Origin of the sequence: Paenibacillus sp. D9 (assembly GCF_001188365.1) — a bacterium.
GTDB classification, from domain to species: Bacteria; Bacillota; Bacilli; order Paenibacillales; family Paenibacillaceae; genus Paenibacillus_O; species Paenibacillus_O humicus.
In genome coordinates this window covers 1,456,809-1,474,433 of sequence record NZ_JZEJ01000001.1, presented here as the reverse complement: position 1 = coordinate 1,474,433, position 17,625 = coordinate 1,456,809, and the positions used below count along the sequence as shown (strand labels likewise).

Here is a 17,625-nt window from a genome sequence, read left to right as displayed (position 1 = left end):
TCGATTATTGTACAGCCAGCCGGTAGAGGGGCATGAGCGTCTCGACGACCTGCTCCGCGCGGGCGACGAAAGCTTCGCCGTCCGTCAGGAGAGGGTCATGCCGGTCGATATGGATGCCGCACAGAATTTCCGCTGCCTTGACGTTCTGCAGGCGCTCGAACAAGGAGGCGAGCTCTCCGGGAGCCAGGGCGGAACCTGCGACGGCGCCGGGAACGGTATGATCTCCCGACCAGACGTAGAAGTCCGGGATGGCGGAGTGGATGCTGTCCAGCTGCTTCAGGGCGTCTGCGGCGAAGGCAGCCTTGCCGGCAGCCTCGTAGATGACGGCGAACTGGATGAAGACATGAGTACCCCACAGGCCGATCTGGAAATGGGGATGAGCCTTGTAGCCGCGCTTGTTGGCGGCGAAAGCGACCCAGGTGTCGCTGGGGGGATTCACGGTTCTTCTGGCATGCTTGGCCACATGCGGGTAGAATTCAGTCCCGGCGAGCACGCTCAGCAGCGGGGCGATGCGGCGGCCCAGCTCTTCCAGCTTCGGGCGAATGCGGCCGATGAGCGCTTCCATCCGCGGCTCGAGACCCTGGATCTCGAATACGTCGAAGTCGCTTTGGGAAAATCCGGGAAACGGAGCGATGCGGCCGTCAGCCTGAGCGGCAGGAGCGGTTTGCGGCGCTGTGGCGGAGGTTGTCATAGAGTGTCGTCCCTTCGGGGGAAATAATGAGCCCCGCATTCCGCTCAAGCGGTCATGCCGGGGCTGTCTTGTCCATATAGTATACCACAGGGCAGGGCCGATATGGACAAGGCGGGGACGTTGATCAGGTAACCGCTTCCAATCGAGAGGGGGCGGCAGCCCTTTTCTTGAAAAATAGTCAATAAACCAAGTTGCCAGCACATAAGATGGAGTATAAACTACAGGTAAGAACAAATTGTCAGAACATTTGGTCAACATTATCCAGACAGGGAGGGATTGCCGTGAACAAAAGCTACGAAGTGGAGTATTGCAATTTGGAGCTGCGATTTGACCGCCGGCAAATCCAAAATCTCATTCGCGATTTGATTCATGAGGGGTATTCCCTGTATTGGAGCGAGACCGAGGCACAGTTCCTGATCTCCATCCGCACGGGAAGAAAGCTCGTCAAGCTGCGCTTCCAAAAAATGAAGAGCCGCTACAAAATCGTGGGGGATTATATCATCAAGGATGAGAAGCTGTCGGAATTAATCGAGAAGCTGATTGGCGATACCCGGGGCCATGCTGTCGTGAAGCGGATGAAGGACCGTCAGATCGTCATTGAAAATATCATGTTCGGCGAAATCATCCGATTGGTGGAGGTGTCGGGAATGGAGCACCGCATCATTTATCAAAAGCGTCCAGTCGTCACGCTGGAGGAGATTCTCAAGTCGTTCCAGTCGACTCGGGCCGAAGAGCGGGCTGCCGTTCTCCGCTACGAGCTGGATTACGAGCTGTGCGTGCTGCACGACGCTCTCAAGAGCGGGGACGAGGCGGCGGCCGACGAGAGCCGCGAGCGCCTGGCCGTCATGAGAAGCGAAATGCTTCAGCTGGAGCTGTAAGGCCGAGACGGAGAACGTCGTGGAGGCCTTCGGCTGGAGCTGTAAGGCCGAGACGGAGAACCATTGTCGGGACGAAGCCAATTTAAAACCTGCGGCCGCCGGCGAGCCTTGTGCTCCCGGCTTTTTTTGCGTTGCCGGACTGCCGTCAAAGGGGTCCCGTTTCGCGCCGATCGGTCGGATTGGAACTTGCCGCGGCATTTCCGGCCCAGGGTTCATCCAATATTCATCTGGTCCGGATTCGTTTCGGGAGGCGTTCATGGTACAATGACTTGCATAACGGAACAAAAAGGGTACACTAGTGGAAGTGCGTATCGCCTGTATAACTTAGCAAAGGAATGGTCAATATGTCGAAACAGCAGATCGGCGTCGTCGGCCTTGCCGTCATGGGCAAGAACCTCGCGCTTAACATTGAGAGCAAAGGCTTCACGGTATCGGTATACAACCGTTCCCGCGAAAAGACGGACGAGCTTGTCGCGGAATCCGCCGGCAAAAACCTGTTCCCTGCCTACACGATCGAAGAATTCGTCGCTTCCCTTGAAGTGCCGCGCAAAATCCTCATCATGGTCAAAGCCGGCCGTCCGACGGACGCCGTCATCGACGAGCTGGTTCCCCATCTGAGCGAAGGCGACATCATCATCGACGGCGGCAACGCCTACTTCCCTGACACGGAGCGCCGCAGCAAGGATCTCGAGGCCAAAGGCTTCCGCTTCGTCGGCGCCGGCGTATCCGGCGGCGAAGAGGGCGCTTTGAAAGGGCCGGCGATCATGCCTGGCGGTCCTGAATCGGCCTACAAGCTCGTCGAGCCGATCCTGACCGGCATTTCCGCCAAAGTGAACGGCGACCCATGCTGCACGTACATCGGACCAGGCGGCGCCGGCCATTACGTCAAGATGGTCCACAACGGCATCGAGTACGGCGACATGCAGCTGATCACCGAAGCCTACCACCTTCTGAGCTCCGTGCTCGGCCTGTCCACGGACGAGCTGCACGAGATTTTCACGGAGTGGAACAAGGGCGAGCTGGACAGCTACCTGATCGAGATCACAGCCGACATCTTCTCCAAGAAGGATCCGGAGACGGGCAAAGCGATGGTCGACGTCATTCTCGACTCCGCCGGCCAAAAAGGTACGGGCAAATGGACGAGCCAAAGCGCTCTGGATCTCGGCGTGCCGCTGTCCATCATTACGCAGTCCGTCTTCTCCCGCTTCCTCTCCGCCATGAAGGAAGAGCGCGTCCATGCAAGCAAAGTGCTGAGCGGACCGCAAGCCGCTCCGTACCAAGGCGACAAGGCCGCATTCATCGAAGCGGTCCGCAAAGCCTTGTTCGCGAGCAAGATCTGCTCCTATGCCCAAGGCTTCGCCCAAATGCGCGCGGCTTCCGATGAGTTCGACTGGAACCTGCGCTACGGCGACATCGCCATGATCTTCCGCGGCGGCTGCATCATCCGCGCCCGCTTCCTGCAGAAGATCAAGGATGCGTACGATCGCGACGCGGGACTCAAAAACCTGCTGCTTGACGATTACTTCAAAGGTGTCGTAGAGGAGTATCAGGGCGCATGGCGCGAAGTCGTGACGGCTGCCGTAACGAGCGGCATTCCGGTTCCGGGCTTCTCCAGCGCGCTGGCCTACTTCGACAGCTATCGCACGGAGCGCCTGCCGGCCAACCTGCTTCAGGCGCAGCGCGACTACTTCGGCGCCCACACGTTCGAGCGTGTGGACAAGGAAGGAACGTTCCACTTCGAGTGGATGGAATCCAGCGAGGGCTGATGGCAAGCTGCGGGGATGGAGTCCAAGAGGAGGCCGGCGAGGCGTGGCGTCAGCCTTGCCTCTCCAAGCCGTGCAGAGCTTCGCGAAGCATGCCTCGCAGCCGGTCCGCCTCAAGCGGTCCGGTGCGCGGCGAAGCCAGCAGGCTCATGGCCGCTTCGGCGAATCCCCGATAGTTTTTGAGCAAGCGTGGCTGCGATAATTCCGCTAGGGCGGAATCTTCGTCGGCCACCTTTTTTTTGATATAATCCAGCGCCCACACGACATCTTCCCGGCATAATGACGATCCAGGATCGAGGATATGGCGAAGCTTGCGGGCTGATTGCGCCTGCGGTCCCTGTTCCATCGGCATGGCTGGCCGCCCTCCTTCAAGAGGTAGAATGATCTCCTCTATCCATATGGAAAAATAAGAATTTTATACCCTGTCTCTAGCAATTGATGATATGATATTTGAAAGATTGACATCGCATGGGAAGGTGTGAGCATCAGGTGGTCGGAGAAGATCAGCCCTCGCGCAGCAAAATCGTTCTCGTGGGCTTCATGGGAACCGGGAAATCCACCGTCGCGGGCCAGCTTGCCGCGCGCCTTGGATACGGCTGGACCGACACGGATTCCGAGGTGGTCGCCGAGGAGGGCTGCTCCATTGCGGAGCTGTTCGCCCGGCATGGCGAGCCTTATTTCCGCGAAGCGGAAACCCGGGCATTGACCCGGCTGCTGACAGCGGACACGCCCCTCGTCATCGCCACGGGCGGAGGAACGGTGCTGTCGGAAGCGAACCGCGAGCTGATGCTGCGGCATGGCTTCGTGGCCGCGCTGCACGCGAGCGAAGCCGTCATCGTGCAGAGGGTCGCCGGCGACACGGCCAGACCACTGCTGGCCGGAGATCCGGCGGCCAAAGTACGCGAGCTTATGAAAGCCCGCAGCGGAGCCTATGACTTCGCCCAGCTGAGCGTGGATACGGACGGCCTGAATCCCGGTGCCGTCGCCGAATCCGTGTTGTCGGGCTACCTCGGTACTTCAGGGCTTTACCGCGTTTCAGAATAATTCCATTTCAATCCAGCATAAAGGGGAATACACTCCAATGGACGTGATCGTAACGCCTACGCCGGAGCTCAAGGGCAGCATCCAGGCGCTTTCATCCAAAAACTACACGACGCGGTATTTGCTTGTCGCCGCCCTGGCCGAAGGAACCAGCACGATCTACTATCCGGCGCATAGCGAGGACAGCGACGCCATGCGCCGCTGCATCCGCGATCTCGGAGCCGAGCTTCAGGAAGATGACGAGAAGATCGTCATTAAGGGCTTCGGGAGCTCCCCGCGCGACGTGAAGGAGCTCAATGTAGGCAACGCCGGAGCTGTGCTCCGCTTCCTGATGGGCATCGCCGCTCTCTGCCCGGAGGTGACGTTCGTGAACGCGTATCCCGACTCGCTCGGCAAGCGCCCGCATCATGACCTGATTGATTCCCTGCGCCAGATGGGCGTCGAGGTGGACGATCAGGAAGGCAAGCTGCCGATCACGATCCGCGGCGGCAGCCCCAAGGGCGGCCGCATCACCGTATCGGGCAGCGTCAGCTCGCAGTTTCTGAGCGCGCTGCTGTTCCTCGCGCCTCTCCTGAAGGAGGACAGCGAGATCCAGGTGCTGCATGACCTCAAGTCCAAAGTCGTCATCGGGCAGACGCTCGAAGTGCTGGAGGAGGCGGGAATCGTCATCGAAGCGTCCGAAGATCTCATGAGCTACCGAATTCCCGGAGGGCAGCGCTATGCCGCCCGGACGTACCGGGTGCAGGGCGATTATCCCGGATCGGCCGCCGTGCTGGCTGCTGCGGCGGTGACCCGCTCGGATGTCGTCATCCATGGGCTTCCGGAGAAGAGCCGCCAGGGCGAGCGCGCCGTTGTCGACGTGCTGCGCATGATGGAGGTGCCTCTGGAGCATAAGGACGGCGACATCCGGGTCCGCGGCAACGGACGCCTCAAGGCGGTTGAATTCGACGGAGACGCGGCGACCGACGCGGTGCTGGCCATGGTCGCGGCAGCCGTCCACGCCGAAGGCACCTCCCGGTTCTACAATGTCGAGAATCTCCGCTACAAGGAATGCGACCGCATCACCGACTACTTGGCGGAGCTCCGCAAGGCCGGCGCCGACGTCGAGGAGAAGCGCGACGAGATCATCGTGCACGGCAAGCCGGAAGGGCTCGAGGGCGGCGTGGAAATCAACGCCCATTACGACCACCGGGTCATCATGGCGCTGACCGTCGTCGGCCTGCGCTGCCGCAAGCCGCTGCGGATCAAGGATGCGCATCATGTCGCGAAGTCCTATCCGATCTATTTCGATCATTTGCAGGCGCTCGGCGCGCAGGTGGAATGGACGGAATCCAAGTAAATATTCTCTATCATGGTTAAGTTAACTTGAAAGGGAGGGCTTGCACATGGCATTTGAAAACCCCGCCAGGGACGAAATCAAGAAGCTTCTCGAACAGAATCCTGTCGTTGCCGTCGTCGGACTGTCCGACAACCCGGAGCGGACATCCCATTCCGTATCCGCCGCCATGAAGGAGCGGGGCTACCGGATCATTCCCGTCAATCCCGCAGCTCCCGCCATACTCGGCGAGACGAGCTACGCCTCGCTGCTGGACGTGCCGGAGCCGATCGGCATCGTGAACGTGTTCAGGCGCAGCGAGTTCACGCCTGACATCGCCCGCGAAGCGGTGCAGGCCGGCGCCAAGGTGCTCTGGCTGCAGCTCGGTGTCTACAGCGAGGAAGCGGCCGACATCGCCCAAGCGGGCGGCTTGACGGTCATCATGGACCGCTGCATCAAGGTCGAGGATTCCATTCTCCGGCCGGCAATCGGCGGCTAGACGGACTGGGGGAGCGTTTGCTTGCGACGCTGCCTTTCTCGAATGTGCCGGCATGGGGCAGGACCTTTGAGGGCCTGCCTTTTTGCTTTTGACAAAGGGAAATGAAACGCTTACCATACTCATAGACCTCGGGCGGAGCCGTCATATGCGGACGCGCGAGCGATCGGAATAGGAGGTCCAGCATGAAATTCATGGGCAATCTGCAGCAGCTCGGCCGTGCGGTCATGCTGCCGATGATCATTCTGCCTGCCGCAGCCATCTGCCTGAGCTTAAGCACGCTTCCATGGGAATCGGTCGGACTGCCGTCGCTGGGGGAATATTTATCCGTTGCCGGGTATTCGCTGTTCGCCTTCCTGCCGTATTTGTTCGCTGCCGGCGTTGCCTGGGGAACCTCCAGCAACGGGGGAGCATCGGCCTTGTCGGCGCTGGCGGGCATGTTCATCTATACGGGCATCGTCAAGTACAGCCACTACGATATCGAGCCGACCGTCCTCATCGGCGCGCTCATCGGCATGCTTTCGGGATACAGTTATGAACGATTCAAATCTATCCGGCTGCCCGAGTACATACAATTTTTCGGAGGGCCTCGTTTCGTCCCTCTCTTCGTCAGCTTCGTCTCGGTGCTGTTCTCGGTCGCGATGATCGGAATCGCTCCGCTGCTGGGCAAAGGACTGCTGCTGCTCGGAGACGTGGTATCCTCCGCCGGAGGCTTCGGAGTATTTCTGTATGGCTTCCTGCACCGCATTCTCGTCGTGTTCGGGCTTCATCATCTGCTCAACCACGTTTTCTGGTTCCAGGTCGGCGGCTTTCGGCTGCCGTCGGGCGAGATGGTGAACGGGGACCTGCCGCGCTTTTTTGCGGGAGATCCGACGGCCGGAGCGTTCATGGCGGGCTTGTACCCGACGATGATGTTCGCTCTCCCGGCCATCGCCATCGCCATCATCCAGGAGGCCAGGGAGGACCTCAAGCCGAAGATCCGCAAGACGTTTTTGACGGCTGCGCTTGCGTCGTTCCTGACCGGCGTGTCCGAGCCGGTCGAATTCGCCTTTCTGTTCGTCGCGCCCTACCTGTTCGTCATCCATGCGCTGCTGTCCGGCGTCATCATGTGGCTGGTCTACGAGCTGGGCATTCTGCACGGATTCTCTTTCTCGGCCGGAGCCATCGATTACATTCTGAACATGCATCTGGCCACGAAGGGTTGGCTGCTGCTTCCGATCGGCGTGATCGTGTTCATTCTGTACTATGGACTGTTCCGCTGGGCGATCCGGCGCTTCCGAATCCCGACGCCGGGCCGCGAGGAAGGATCGGCCCTCGACGACTGGGCGGAGGATATCCCGTCCAGGGCGCCGCTCATCCTCCAGGCGATCGGGGGCAAGGCCAACCTCGATACGATGGAAGCCTGCATCACGCGCCTGCGGCTGAAGCTGAAGAACGACCGCCTGCTGGACAACACGGCGCTGCGGGATCTGGGAGCTGCCGGCGTCATCCGGCTCGGCGGAGGCAACGTGCAGATCGTATTCGGCACGTTCTCGGAGCTGATCCGGGAAGAAATCGTCAAGACGATGCAGCGGGACTCCGCCCAGGTTTTATTCAGCTCTCCAGTTCAAGGCCGAATGATTCCGCTGGAGGAAGTGCCGGATCCGATCTTCTCCGGCAAGCTTGTCGGCGATGGAGTCGCCTTCCTGCCGGATCGGGGCGAGCTGGTGGCGCCGGTGCGCGGCAAGGTCATCATTTTATATCCGACGATGCATGCCATCGGCCTCCGCACCGAGGAAGGGCTGGAGGTGCTGCTCCATATCGGAATCGATACTTCCTCGCTCAAGGACGGCAGCTATTTCCAGGCAGCCGTGAAGGAAGGCGACGACGTTGCGCCCGGCCAGCTGCTCATTTCCTTTGATTTGCAGAAGCTGCGGGCGAAAAGCAAGTCGCTGGCCACTCCGATGGTCATCACGAATTCCCAGCTGGTCCGCTCCTGGGGCTTCGGAGCCTTCAAGTCGGTGAAGAAGGGGCAGTCGCCGGTCATGTCCGTAATGCTGAAAGAACGCAAGGATAGTCATGTTGGAGGGATCAGGCCATGATGCAAGGAATCGGAGCTTCTTCCGGGATCGCGATCGGGAAATGTTTTGTGCTGCCGAACTGGGAATGGGATTTGCCGGAGCAAAGAATCGACGTCGCGGATCTTGCCCGCGAATTCGAGCGGCTGTACGAAGGCATCCGCACCTCCAAGGTCGAGATCGAGCAGATGAAGGATGAGCTGCGGGAGGTTGTCGGCCCGGATGAGCGGAGCATTTTCGATGCCCATCTCGCGATACTCGACGATCCCGTCTTCATGAACGAGATTCAGGGGATGATCGAGCGGCAGTACAAAGCGGCCGAGGTGGCGGTCAAGGAAGCGATCGACCATTTCGTCACGATGTTCGACTTGCTTGACGACGAATACATGAAGGAGCGGGCGCTGGATATCAAGGATGTCGGCAACCGCCTCCTCAAGCATCTGCTCGGCGCGCCCGAGATTACGCTGCCCTCGGACACGCAGCCGTACATCCTCGTCGCCAAGGAGCTGTCTCCTTCGCAGCTTGCCCATATCAATCCTCAGAACGTGCTCGGCATCGCCACTTTCGGCGGCAGCACAACCTCGCATTCCGCGATCATGGCCCGGGCGCTCGGCATTCCGCTCATCGTGGGACTCGACAGCAGGCTGGAAGAGAGCATCGCGACCGGGGACGTCCTGATCATCGACGGATCTACGGGGTATGTGGAGCTCAATCCGGGCGAGGAAGCCGTCCAGGCGTTCGCGGCTCTGCGCAGCCGCCAGACCGAAGAGCATGACCGGCTGCTCGGCATCGCCCATCTCGACACGTCCACCCCGGACGGCAAGCATCTGGAGCTGTCGGCCAACATCAGCTCGCTCAAGGAGCTTGAAGTCGCTCTCACGAGCGGAGCGCACGGCGTCGGCCTGTTCCGGACCGAGTTCCTATACATGGACCGCACCCGCTTCCCCAAGGAAGAGGAGCAGTATGAGGTGTACCGGAGCGTAGCCGAGAAGCTCGACGGGAAGCCGCTGATCATCCGCACGCTGGATATCGGGGGCGACAAGCATCTGGACTACTTCGAGCTTCCGGAGGAAGAGAATCCGTTCCTTGGCTACCGGGCGATCCGGATCAGCCTCGATCGCAAGGATCTGTTCAAGACCCAGCTGCGGGCGATTCTGAGGGCGTCCCATTACGGCAATGTGAAGGTGATGTACCCGTTGATCTCTTCCGTGGAGGAGGTCAGAGCTGCCAACGCCCTGCTCCGCGAGTCGATGCAGGAGCTCGAGGCGGAGGGCAAGCCTTACAACAAGGCGATACCCGCAGGAATCATGATCGAGCTTCCGGCTGCGGTCATGATCGCCGATCTGCTGGCCCGCGAAGTCGATTTCTTCAGCATCGGGACGAATGACCTCGTCCAGTTCACGCTGGCTGTCGACCGGATGAACGATAAAATCTCGCATCTGTACGAGCCGCTCCATCCAGCCGTTCTGCGCATGCTGCGGACGACGGTGGAGGCTGCGCGGGCGGCGGGCATCCACGTCGGCGTATGCGGCGAGCTGGCCGGTGACGCCAGGGCGCTTCCCGTCTGGCTCGGCATGGATGTCGACGAGCTGAGCATGTCGTCGCATTCCATTCTCCATGTCAAGGAGCGGCTGTTGCAGACGACCCAGCGGGACAGCCGGAACGTATATGCGGAAGTGATGGCTTGCGGCACGACCTCCGAGGTCAAGCGGCTGCTGGAGCTGAGCAGGGACAACGCAGACGGCTCCAAGGTAAGGACGGCTGCCGGAAGCGAATGACGGCAGCTCAAAAAGAACCCTTGCTTCGGCAAGGGTTCTTTTTCCTTCCATTCGCTGCGAACAGGACAGCTTCAGCTCCGCTGCTTCAGCGCCTCTACGAATGCCTTCGCATAAGGCGGCAGGTCGGGCGGACGGCGCGCGGAGACGAGGTTGCCGTCGACGACGACCGCTTCATCCACCCAGCGCGCTCCGGCATTTTCCATATCGTCCCGGATGCCTGGAGTCGAGGTCACCGTACGGCCTTGCAGAATCTTGGCGGAAACGAGCACCCAGCCCGCATGGCAGATCTGGCCGATCGGCTTGCCGCCGGCGTCCATTTCCTGCACGAGCTTCAGCACTTCGGGGTAGCGGCGGATTTTGTCCGGCGCCCATCCTCCCGGGACGAGAAGGCCGTCGATGCCGCCGGGTTCGAGCTCGCCGTAGGACAGATCGGCCGTTGCCGGCACGCCGTATTTGCCGATATGGACCTTTCCTTTTTCCGGACCGGCGAACAGAACCTCCGCTCCTTCTTCACGCACGCGGTAGACGGGGTACCACAGCTCGAGATCCTCGAATTCATCGTCGATCAGGCAGATGACGCGCTTTCCTTGCAAGGTCAACTTGCATTCCTCCTCTGTAAGGCCTGTCTCGGGATAGGCCGGGCTCTCGGTTCATTGTAAGGCAGCCGGCCCGGAGGCGCAAACGGCTTTCAGATCCTGCCGATCCCCGGGCGATGGAGGGAGCCGAAGCGGCCCATTTATTTTACAGAAATTGCATATGCCCTCCCGGCAGGAAAACAGGCGAAAAAGGTCGAAGTAAGGAGGCAAGCGACACTGCGCCCGTGCTGATTTGCTGCCGCCCCTTCAGGGGCTTGAGGCGGAGATAGGCAGGCGCGTTGACGAAGGAGCGGACTTTTCGATGCATAAACCCTGTTCTTGCGGCCATAAAATGAACATGAAATTAAGAACGGTTATCTACTCGAATAAAGTGGAAATCGACAATGTTCCCATTTATTCGTGCGCCGGCTGCGGCCGCAGCGAGGTGCTTCCCGAGGTGAAGCCGGATCTGACCGGCTTGATCGGCCAGCTTGGCGAAGAACCCGGCAAGCAGACCTTCTTGTTTAACGAGCTTAACGAGTGGGCAGATTTACTTGTAGAAGCTTCTTCGAAGCGAAAGAGTCCGGATCCAGCGGCTGTTCAGCAGATCGTCGGCGAACGGATCGATTCCTTGCTGGAGCTGCTGCTTATCGCGGGTTCGGTCGGAGACGAAGCATGGAGGCAGGAAATCGAGAAGAGGCTCGGCCAGCTGAGCCGCTGCATGATGCATACATAGCCGATGGAAGCCCGAAAGACCCCAGCCAGATAAACGACAATAAGGAGTGTGGCGTATGAGCAGCAAGCAATTGCACACGATGGAAGATTGGAAACAGATTTTGGAGCTGTCCCACGAGAAGCCGGTGCTCGTATTCAAGCACAGCACAAGCTGTTCGGTGAGCGCAGGCGCTATCGAGGAATGGACCCGCTGGCACGAAGGAAGCAAGGGAGAAGGAGTCGAGACGGCTCTCGTCCGCGTCATCGAGGAGCGTCCGGTATCCAATGTCATCGCCGAGGAGCTCGGGGTGAAGCATGCTTCTCCGCAAGCGATCCTGATCCGGAACGGCAAGGCGGAATGGAACACTTCCCATTGGAATATCACGGAAACGGCGCTGTCCGAGAATGCTCGCTGACATTGCATAAGCACGGTATTTGTCGTATGATTACCGTAATGTAAAGGGGTAAAGCCTGCCAATAAATTCGTTTACAATGGAGAGAAGGAACCGTGACTGTAACCATTTACGATGTAGCAAGAGAAGCGGGAGTGTCGATGGCTACGGTCTCCCGGGTCGTCAACAACAACCCCAATGTCAAGCCGCAGACCCGCAAGAAGGTCTATGAGGCGATTGAACGGCTCGGATACCGCCCGAATGCCGTAGCCAGGGGACTTGCGAGCAAGAAGACGACGACGGTCGGTGTCGTCATTCCCGACATCTCCAATTCCAACTTTGCCGAGGTTGCCCGCGGCATCGAAGACATCGCGAACATGTACCATTACAATATCATTCTTTGCAATGCGGACAAGCGCAAGGACAAGGAGATCCGCGTCATCAACACGCTTCTAGAGAAGCAGGTCGACGGCTTGCTGTTCATGGGCGGCGCCGTGACGGAGGAGCATCTCCAGGCGTTCAAGACGGCGAACGTGCCTGTCGTGCTCTGTGCGACGACGGACGAGCAGGGAATCATCGCGTCGGTGGACATCGACCATGAGGATGCCGCGCATGATGCGGTCAAGCATCTTCTGGACCAAGGGCATGCCGACATCGCCATGATCGGCGGCACTTTGCAGGATCCGTCGAACGGTTATGCGAGGTTCCACGGCTACAAACGCGCTTTGCAAGAGAACGGCATCGCCTACAGCGAGGACAGTGTCCGCATCGGGAATTACCGGTACGAGTCCGGAGTGGAGGCGATGAACCATTTCCTCGCCAAGGACAAGCTTCCGACAGCTGTATTCGCGGCAACGGACGAGATGGCTATCGGGGCTATCCATGCGATTCAGGACAAAGGACTCAAAGTGCCGCATGACATCTCCGTCATCAGTGTGGACAACAGCCGCATGGCTTCCATGGTGCGTCCGCAGCTGTCTGCGGTTGCCCAGCCGATGTATGACATCGGCGCCGTGTCGATGCGCCTGCTGACCAAGCTGATGAAAAAGGAGCCGGTCGAGCAGTCCAAGGTGATCCTCCCTCATGAGCTCGTCAAACGGCAGTCGGTAGGAGCTCCGAAGCAATGAGCATCTATCGCACGATCGGCATCATCGGAGCGATGGCAGAGGAGCTGGAGCTGCTTCACCGCCATGCGCAGATGGAATCGGAGATGGTCAAGGCCGGCCTCGTCTTTTATCGCGGGACGCTCCATGGCATGAACATCATCGCGGTCAAGTCCGGTGTCGGCAAGGTCAATGCCGCGGTATGCACGCAGGCGCTCATCGATCTGGGGGCGGAATGCATCCTCTTCACGGGCGTCGCAGGGGCTGTCGATTCCAGCCTGACGATCGGAGACATCGTCGTGTCCACCGCCTGCGTCCAGCATGATATGGACGTCACGGCGCTCGGCTTCGCTCCGGGGGCGATTCCTTACCAGGAAATCTCCGTCTTTCCGGCGGATGAGGAGCTGCGCAGTCTTGCTGTCCGGGCGAGCCGCGATGCGGTGAATGGCCGTGTGCTCGAAGGCGTCGTCCTGTCGGGCGACCAGTTCATCGCGAGCCGCGACAAGGTGCAGAGCCTTCGCGACGTCTTCCAGGGCGCCTGCGCCGAGATGGAAGGCGCTGCCGTCGCTCAAGTCGCGCATATGAACGGCATTCCCTATGTCGTGATCCGCTCCATGTCGGATCAGGCTGACGGCAGCGCGCATATGAATTTCGCCGAGTTCACCGTGCTGGCCGCCGGCCAGTCCTATGCCGTCATCGAAGGCATGGTGCGCAGTCTCCAGCAGGCTTGATCTTCGTTCGGCAGCCTCATTCTTCCCTTGGGAAGGATGGGGCTTTTTTTCAATTGCGCAGAAGGCTTTCCGAATGGCGGCAGCCTCCGTTCGAACGCGAGTGGTCTGTCCTGCCAGGAGGATGCGGCTGCTATAAGTCCTGAACGGCCAGTTCCCAGGCGGCGCGGTTCTGAAGGCGAATTTCTTCGCGCCTCGGCATAGGCTCCCAGATGTCGAGGGGATCGAGCCAATGTTCCGGCAGCGGCTCCGGACTAAGCGGCTGCCAGCGGCTCAGCCATTGCTCCGGGAGCGGAGCGGGGGAGGAAGGAGCGGCAGCGAGCCGGCTCGAGATCTCATGATCGGACATCGCCATCCAGACGAGCGACCAGGCTCTTGGAACGACCTTCCATAGATCGTATCCCCCGCCGCCGAGAGCGACCCAGCGTCCGCCGCAATGCTCGTGGGCGAGCTCATGGATGATGCGGGGCATCTCCAGATAAATCCTCATGCTGCAATGTATATGAGAGAGCGGATCGAAGGCATGCGCGTCGCAGCCGTGCTGGCTGACGATGAGATCCGGCTTGAACGCTCTGGCGACGCGAGTGATCGACTCCGAGAACGCCTCCAGCCACGATTCATCCTCCGTGTAAGGCTGCAGAGGGATGTTGCAGCAGGCTCCATATCCCTTGTCGATGCCCTTCTCGTGCGTGAAGCCGGTACCGGGGAACAAGTACTTGCCGGTCTCGTGGATGGAATACGTGAACACGTCGGGATCTTCATAGAAAGCGTACTGGACTCCGTCCCCATGATGGACGTCCGTATCGATATACAAAATCCGCGCCTTGTATTTGTCCTTCACGGCCGCGATAGCCACGGCAGCGTCGTTATAGACGCAGAAGCCGGAGCCATGGCCCGGAAACGCATGATGCAAGCCGCCTCCCATATGGTAGGCATGCAGCGCCCGCCCCGACATGACGGTCTCCGCCGCGAGGATGGAGCCGCCGCTGATGGCAGCGGCAGCCTCATGCATGCCTTCGAAGTAAGGCGTATCCTCCGTAGTCAGTCCGTAACGGGCAGCCAAGGCGAGGGAATCAGGATGCGGAGCCCGAACACTGAGCTTGAGGACCGCATCCATATAATCGGCGCGGTGAATCCTCTCGAGCTCGATGTCTTGCGCGGAATGCGCTTCCAAAACCATGTCGGGAGAAAGAGCGCCGGCCGTTTCAAGCAAGGAGCCTGCAAGCTCCAGACGAAGCGGGTTGAAGGGATGCTCATCATTGAATTTATACCGGCTCGCGCCGGATGAACGGATGAATAGGGCTGTATCCTTCATGATCTTCCTCCTGAGAGCGTCAGTACATGAACCGCTGCCTGAACCGGACCCGGTCGAACTGCTCCACGGAATCGAGCGGAACCTGCTTGCCGATGCGGACCATCAGGCAGTTGGCCGGATGCGAGCAGATTTCGGGATCGTCCGTCGCGTACCAGACCATGCCGACGGATTTCATCAGTTTCTCCATCATGGAGCGGTATTCCCAGATGCCGAGTCCCGTTCCTTCCAGATCCCAATGCCAATAATATTCGGTCGTATAAATAATGCTGTTCTCCAGCTGATCCTCCATGAACGCGAGCCGGATCATTTTCTTGCCCAGCCCGACCGAGCGGTATTCGGCTGCGACTTCTACCGCCCCGAGCTCGATCAGATCGTCCATGCCGCCTTCCGACCAGCGCTCGAGCTCGTCCGGATAGTGGAAGGTGACATAGCCTACGACGACATCTCCGTCCCGCGCCACGATGATGCGCCCTTCCGGCAAGCCGGCGATCTCCACCAGGGCGGTCTGCTGCTCGGCCGGCCGGCGGAATGCGTTCAGTCCCGGATGCATCGTCCAGTCCGCCAGGCGGCCGGGCTCGACGGGACCCTCTATATCCAAGCTTCTGCCTTGAAAAGGTATCGTTTGGGAATGGTAACGCTTGATATGTTCCAACGTTATCGCTCCTTCAAGCTTCTAGTGGCCAATCGGCAAGCCGTCTTTGCCTCTTATCACTTATAGCAGAAAAAAGTAGGGATGAAAAGGACGGTCCTTCCCCATGAGGGGGATTTTTCAAGCGAAAGGGGTAAATTTCGATAGAAGTAGGCGCATACATTTCCATTATGCTATACTAGTTAGCGACATGAACCGCGTTTCACCCTGTGTTTGAAAGCGCATCCGATTTCCATTTGCCCTAAAAGACGACGACTATGGAAGGTGATTAGCATGTCGATTGACCATCAGGAAAAGCTGGCTGTAACCGCGAAATCTCCCAATATGGCCGATTACGAGCAATGTTACCGGGACTTTGACTGGAGCGGGGTGGAGAAGCATTTCACCTGGCACGAGACCGGCAAGGTCAACATGGCGCATGAGGCTATCGACCGCCATATCGGAGAAGGCAGAGGGCAGAAGACCGCTCTGCATTACAGCGACCCGGAGCGGGATGAGTCGTATACCTTCGAGGAGCTCAGCCTGCTGTCGAACCGCTTCTCCAACGTTCTCCGCAAGCACGGCCTGGCCAAGGGAGACCGGCTTTTCATTTTCATGCCGCGCACTCCGGAGCTGTACGTAGCCCTACTCGGCTCGCTCAAGACCGGTGTCGTCGTAGGGCCTCTTTTCGAGGCCTTCATGGAGACGGCGGTCAAGGACAGGCTCGCGGACAGCGGAGCGGTGGCGATCGTGACGACGCCAGCGCTTCTTCCGCGCATCAAGCGCGACGAGCTGCCCGAGCTCAAGCATATTATCGTCGTCAGCCCGTCGGAGAACCCGGAGGGCACCATTTCCTACCACGAGGAAATGAAGGCGGCTTCCGACGAAGCCGAGATCGAATGGGTGGACCGCGAGGACGGACTTCTTCTCCACTATACTTCCGGTTCTACCGGCAAGCCGAAGGGCGTCTACCACGTCCATAACGCCATGATCCAGCATTACCACACCGGCCGGGTCGTCCTTGACCTCAAGGAAGACGACGTCTACTGGTGCACGGCCGACCCGGGCTGGGTGACGGGAACGTCCTACGGCATTTTCGCGCCATGGCTCAACGGAGCGACGAACGTCATCCGCGGCGGCCGGTTCAGTCCTCAGGACTGGTACACGACGATCCAGCGTTATGGCGTCACGGTATGGTACAGCGCGCCGACCGCCTTCCGGATGCTGATGGGGGCAGGAGACGACGTGTCGACCCAGTTCGACCTGTCCTCCCTGCGCCATGTGCTCAGCGTCGGCGAGCCGCTAAATCCGGAAGTGGTCCGCTGGGGCCTTAAGGTCTATGGCCAGCGCATCCATGATACGTGGTGGATGACCGAAACCGGCGGACAGCTGATCTGCAACTATCCGGCGATGGAGATCAAGCCGGGCTCCATGGGTCGTCCGCTGCCGGGCGTCCAAGCGGCGATCATCGACGATTCCGGCAGCGAGCTGCCGCCGTTCCAGATGGGCAATCTGGCGATCCGCACGCCATGGCCGTCCATGATGCGCGCGGTCTGGAACAATCCTTCCAAATACGAGGAATACTTCCACATTCCGGGCTGGTATATTTCCGGAGATTCGGCTTATCGGGACGATGAAGGCTACTTCTGGTTCCAGGGACGGATCGACGACGTCATCAACACCTCCGGCGAGCGGGTCGGCCCGTTCGAGGTGGAGAGCAAGCTCGTGGAGCATCCGGCTGTCGCCGAAGCCGGCGTCATCGGCAAGCCCGACCCGATGCGCGGCGAGATCATCAAGGCGTTCATCTCGCTGCGCGAAGGCTTCGAGCCTTCCGACGAGCTGAAGGCGGACATCGCCCGCTTCGTCAAAATCGGCCTGTCGGCGCATGCGTCCCCGCGCGAGATCGAATTCAAGGATAAGCTTCCGAAGACGCGCAGCGGCAAAATCATGAGGCGCGTACTGAAGGCTTGGGAACTGAATCTGCCTACAGGCGATCTTTCCACCATTGAAGACTAAACAAGAGCAACAGCCTCCCGGCGGATTTGCCGGGAGGCTGTTTTTTCGCAGAATGAGGAGGATGGCAACAAAAAAAACGCCCCGTCGGGGCGTTTTTTTTGTCGGGCCAGACAGGCTGCGAAACCTGCCTGATCG

General features: G+C 59.6%; 17 protein-coding genes. 12 read left to right on the top strand and 5 right to left on the bottom strand.

Going from position 1 to position 17,625, the window contains the following annotated elements; translation table 11 throughout:
* Positions 1 to 4: 4 nt before the first annotated feature.
* Positions 5 to 691, bottom strand: coding sequence for a YktB family protein (locus VE23_RS06855; RefSeq protein ID WP_083436433.1), 687 nt, complete (start codon positions 689 to 691; stop codon positions 5 to 7).
* A 281-nt stretch (positions 692 to 972) separates the two neighbouring features.
* On the opposite strand from VE23_RS06855, the gene VE23_RS06850 reads away from it, so the two are divergent.
* A complete protein-coding gene (locus VE23_RS06850) occupies positions 973 to 1,569 on the top strand; it encodes a hypothetical protein (RefSeq protein WP_021877190.1) in 597 nt (198 codons plus the stop codon).
* A 344-nt stretch (positions 1,570 to 1,913) separates the two neighbouring features.
* Positions 1,914 to 3,335, top strand: a complete 1,422-nt coding sequence (gene gndA, locus VE23_RS06845; protein WP_048746608.1) for an NADP-dependent phosphogluconate dehydrogenase — start codon at positions 1,914 to 1,916, stop codon at positions 3,333 to 3,335.
* Positions 3,336 to 3,384: 49 nt separating this feature from the next.
* On the opposite strand, the gene VE23_RS06840 is transcribed toward gndA, so the two are convergent.
* Positions 3,385 to 3,684: a hypothetical protein gene (locus tag VE23_RS06840; protein ID WP_048746607.1), complete on the bottom strand. Its 300-nt coding sequence runs from the start codon at positions 3,682 to 3,684 to the stop codon at positions 3,385 to 3,387.
* Between the two features lie 137 nt (positions 3,685 to 3,821).
* Between VE23_RS06840 and VE23_RS06835 the strand changes: the two genes are divergently transcribed.
* The 5 genes from VE23_RS06835 (at position 3,822) to ptsP (ending at position 10,019) form a co-directional block, all read left to right on the top strand.
* Complete coding sequence (locus tag VE23_RS06835; RefSeq protein WP_232316822.1) at positions 3,822 to 4,376, top strand: shikimate kinase; 555 nt, start codon at positions 3,822 to 3,824, stop codon at positions 4,374 to 4,376.
* A 37-nt stretch (positions 4,377 to 4,413) separates the two neighbouring features.
* Positions 4,414 to 5,712 carry a 3-phosphoshikimate 1-carboxyvinyltransferase gene (aroA, locus tag VE23_RS06830; RefSeq protein WP_049867622.1) on the top strand — a complete coding sequence of 433 codons (1,299 nt, stop codon included), beginning with the start codon at positions 4,414 to 4,416 and terminating at the stop codon, positions 5,710 to 5,712.
* A gap of 46 nt (positions 5,713 to 5,758) precedes the next feature.
* On the top strand, positions 5,759 to 6,187 hold the full coding sequence (locus VE23_RS06825) for a CoA-binding protein (protein ID WP_049867621.1): 429 nt from the start codon (positions 5,759 to 5,761) through the stop codon (positions 6,185 to 6,187).
* Positions 6,188 to 6,369: 182 nt separating this feature from the next.
* Positions 6,370 to 8,265, top strand: coding sequence for a glucose PTS transporter subunit IIA (locus VE23_RS06820; RefSeq protein ID WP_048746599.1), 1,896 nt, complete (start codon positions 6,370 to 6,372; stop codon positions 8,263 to 8,265).
* Positions 8,262 to 10,019, top strand: a complete 1,758-nt coding sequence (gene ptsP, locus VE23_RS06815) for a phosphoenolpyruvate--protein phosphotransferase (protein WP_021878344.1) — start codon at positions 8,262 to 8,264, stop codon at positions 10,017 to 10,019. Before VE23_RS06820 ends, ptsP begins: the two co-directional genes overlap by 4 nt.
* A 71-nt stretch (positions 10,020 to 10,090) precedes the next feature.
* Here ptsP and VE23_RS06810 read toward each other — a convergent pair whose 3' ends face one another.
* On the bottom strand, positions 10,091 to 10,618 hold the full coding sequence (locus tag VE23_RS06810; RefSeq protein ID WP_021878345.1) for a type 1 glutamine amidotransferase domain-containing protein: 528 nt from the start codon (positions 10,616 to 10,618) through the stop codon (positions 10,091 to 10,093).
* A gap of 328 nt (positions 10,619 to 10,946) precedes the next feature.
* Here VE23_RS06810 and VE23_RS06805 point away from each other — a divergent pair, with 328 nt between their 5' ends.
* The 4 genes from VE23_RS06805 to VE23_RS06790 all read left to right on the top strand — a co-directional run bounded on the left by VE23_RS06805 (position 10,947) and on the right by VE23_RS06790 (position 13,534).
* A complete protein-coding gene (locus VE23_RS06805; protein ID WP_332310158.1) occupies positions 10,947 to 11,330 on the top strand; it encodes a hypothetical protein in 384 nt (127 codons plus the stop codon).
* 55 nt (positions 11,331 to 11,385) lie between these two features.
* The gene (gene ytxJ, locus VE23_RS06800) at positions 11,386 to 11,724 is read left to right on the top strand and encodes a bacillithiol system redox-active protein YtxJ (RefSeq protein WP_048746595.1); all 339 of its coding nucleotides are present in this window, start codon (positions 11,386 to 11,388) and stop codon (positions 11,722 to 11,724) included.
* A 92-nt stretch (positions 11,725 to 11,816) separates the two neighbouring features.
* The gene (gene ccpA / locus VE23_RS06795; RefSeq protein ID WP_049867620.1) at positions 11,817 to 12,827 is read left to right on the top strand and encodes a catabolite control protein A; all 1,011 of its coding nucleotides are present in this window, start codon (positions 11,817 to 11,819) and stop codon (positions 12,825 to 12,827) included.
* Entirely contained in the window at positions 12,824 to 13,534 is a 711-nt protein-coding gene (locus tag VE23_RS06790) for a 5'-methylthioadenosine/adenosylhomocysteine nucleosidase (protein ID WP_049867619.1), read from the top strand. The genes ccpA and VE23_RS06790 overlap by 4 nt, the downstream gene beginning before the upstream one ends.
* A 130-nt stretch (positions 13,535 to 13,664) precedes the next feature.
* Here VE23_RS06790 and VE23_RS06785 read toward each other — a convergent pair whose 3' ends face one another.
* Positions 13,665 to 14,846, bottom strand: coding sequence for an acetoin utilization protein AcuC (locus VE23_RS06785; RefSeq protein ID WP_049867618.1), 1,182 nt, complete (start codon positions 14,844 to 14,846; stop codon positions 13,665 to 13,667).
* A gap of 19 nt (positions 14,847 to 14,865) precedes the next feature.
* The gene (locus VE23_RS06780) at positions 14,866 to 15,498 is read right to left on the bottom strand and encodes a GNAT family N-acetyltransferase (protein ID WP_048746590.1); all 633 of its coding nucleotides are present in this window, start codon (positions 15,496 to 15,498) and stop codon (positions 14,866 to 14,868) included.
* A gap of 270 nt (positions 15,499 to 15,768) precedes the next feature.
* Between VE23_RS06780 and acsA the strand changes: the two genes are divergently transcribed.
* Complete coding sequence (gene acsA, locus VE23_RS06775; protein WP_048746588.1) at positions 15,769 to 17,490, top strand: acetate--CoA ligase; 1,722 nt, start codon at positions 15,769 to 15,771, stop codon at positions 17,488 to 17,490.
* Positions 17,491 to 17,625: the final 135 nt, after the last annotated feature.

Excerpts from the sequence above, each read along its gene's own strand:
- aroA (WP_049867622.1), top strand. The coding sequence starts at position 4,414 with ATGGACGTGATCGTAACGCCTACGCCGGAGCTCAAGGGCAGCATCCAG.
- VE23_RS06785 (WP_049867618.1), bottom strand. The coding sequence starts at position 14,846 with ATGAAGGATACAGCCCTATTCATCCGTTCATCCGGCGCGAGCCGGTAT.
- ptsP (WP_021878344.1), top strand. The coding sequence starts at position 8,262 with ATGATGCAAGGAATCGGAGCTTCTTCCGGGATCGCGATCGGGAAATGT.
- gndA (WP_048746608.1), top strand. The coding sequence starts at position 1,914 with ATGTCGAAACAGCAGATCGGCGTCGTCGGCCTTGCCGTCATGGGCAAG.
- ytxJ (WP_048746595.1), top strand. The coding sequence starts at position 11,386 with ATGAGCAGCAAGCAATTGCACACGATGGAAGATTGGAAACAGATTTTG.
- acsA (WP_048746588.1), top strand. The coding sequence starts at position 15,769 with ATGTCGATTGACCATCAGGAAAAGCTGGCTGTAACCGCGAAATCTCCC.
- VE23_RS06805 (WP_332310158.1), top strand. The coding sequence starts at position 10,947 with ATGAACATGAAATTAAGAACGGTTATCTACTCGAATAAAGTGGAAATC.
- VE23_RS06855 (WP_083436433.1), bottom strand. The coding sequence starts at position 691 with ATGACAACCTCCGCCACAGCGCCGCAAACCGCTCCTGCCGCTCAGGCT.
- VE23_RS06820 (WP_048746599.1), top strand. The coding sequence starts at position 6,370 with ATGAAATTCATGGGCAATCTGCAGCAGCTCGGCCGTGCGGTCATGCTG.
- VE23_RS06840 (WP_048746607.1), bottom strand. The coding sequence starts at position 3,684 with ATGCCGATGGAACAGGGACCGCAGGCGCAATCAGCCCGCAAGCTTCGC.
- VE23_RS06825 (WP_049867621.1), top strand. The coding sequence starts at position 5,759 with ATGGCATTTGAAAACCCCGCCAGGGACGAAATCAAGAAGCTTCTCGAA.
- VE23_RS06790 (WP_049867619.1), top strand. The coding sequence starts at position 12,824 with ATGAGCATCTATCGCACGATCGGCATCATCGGAGCGATGGCAGAGGAG.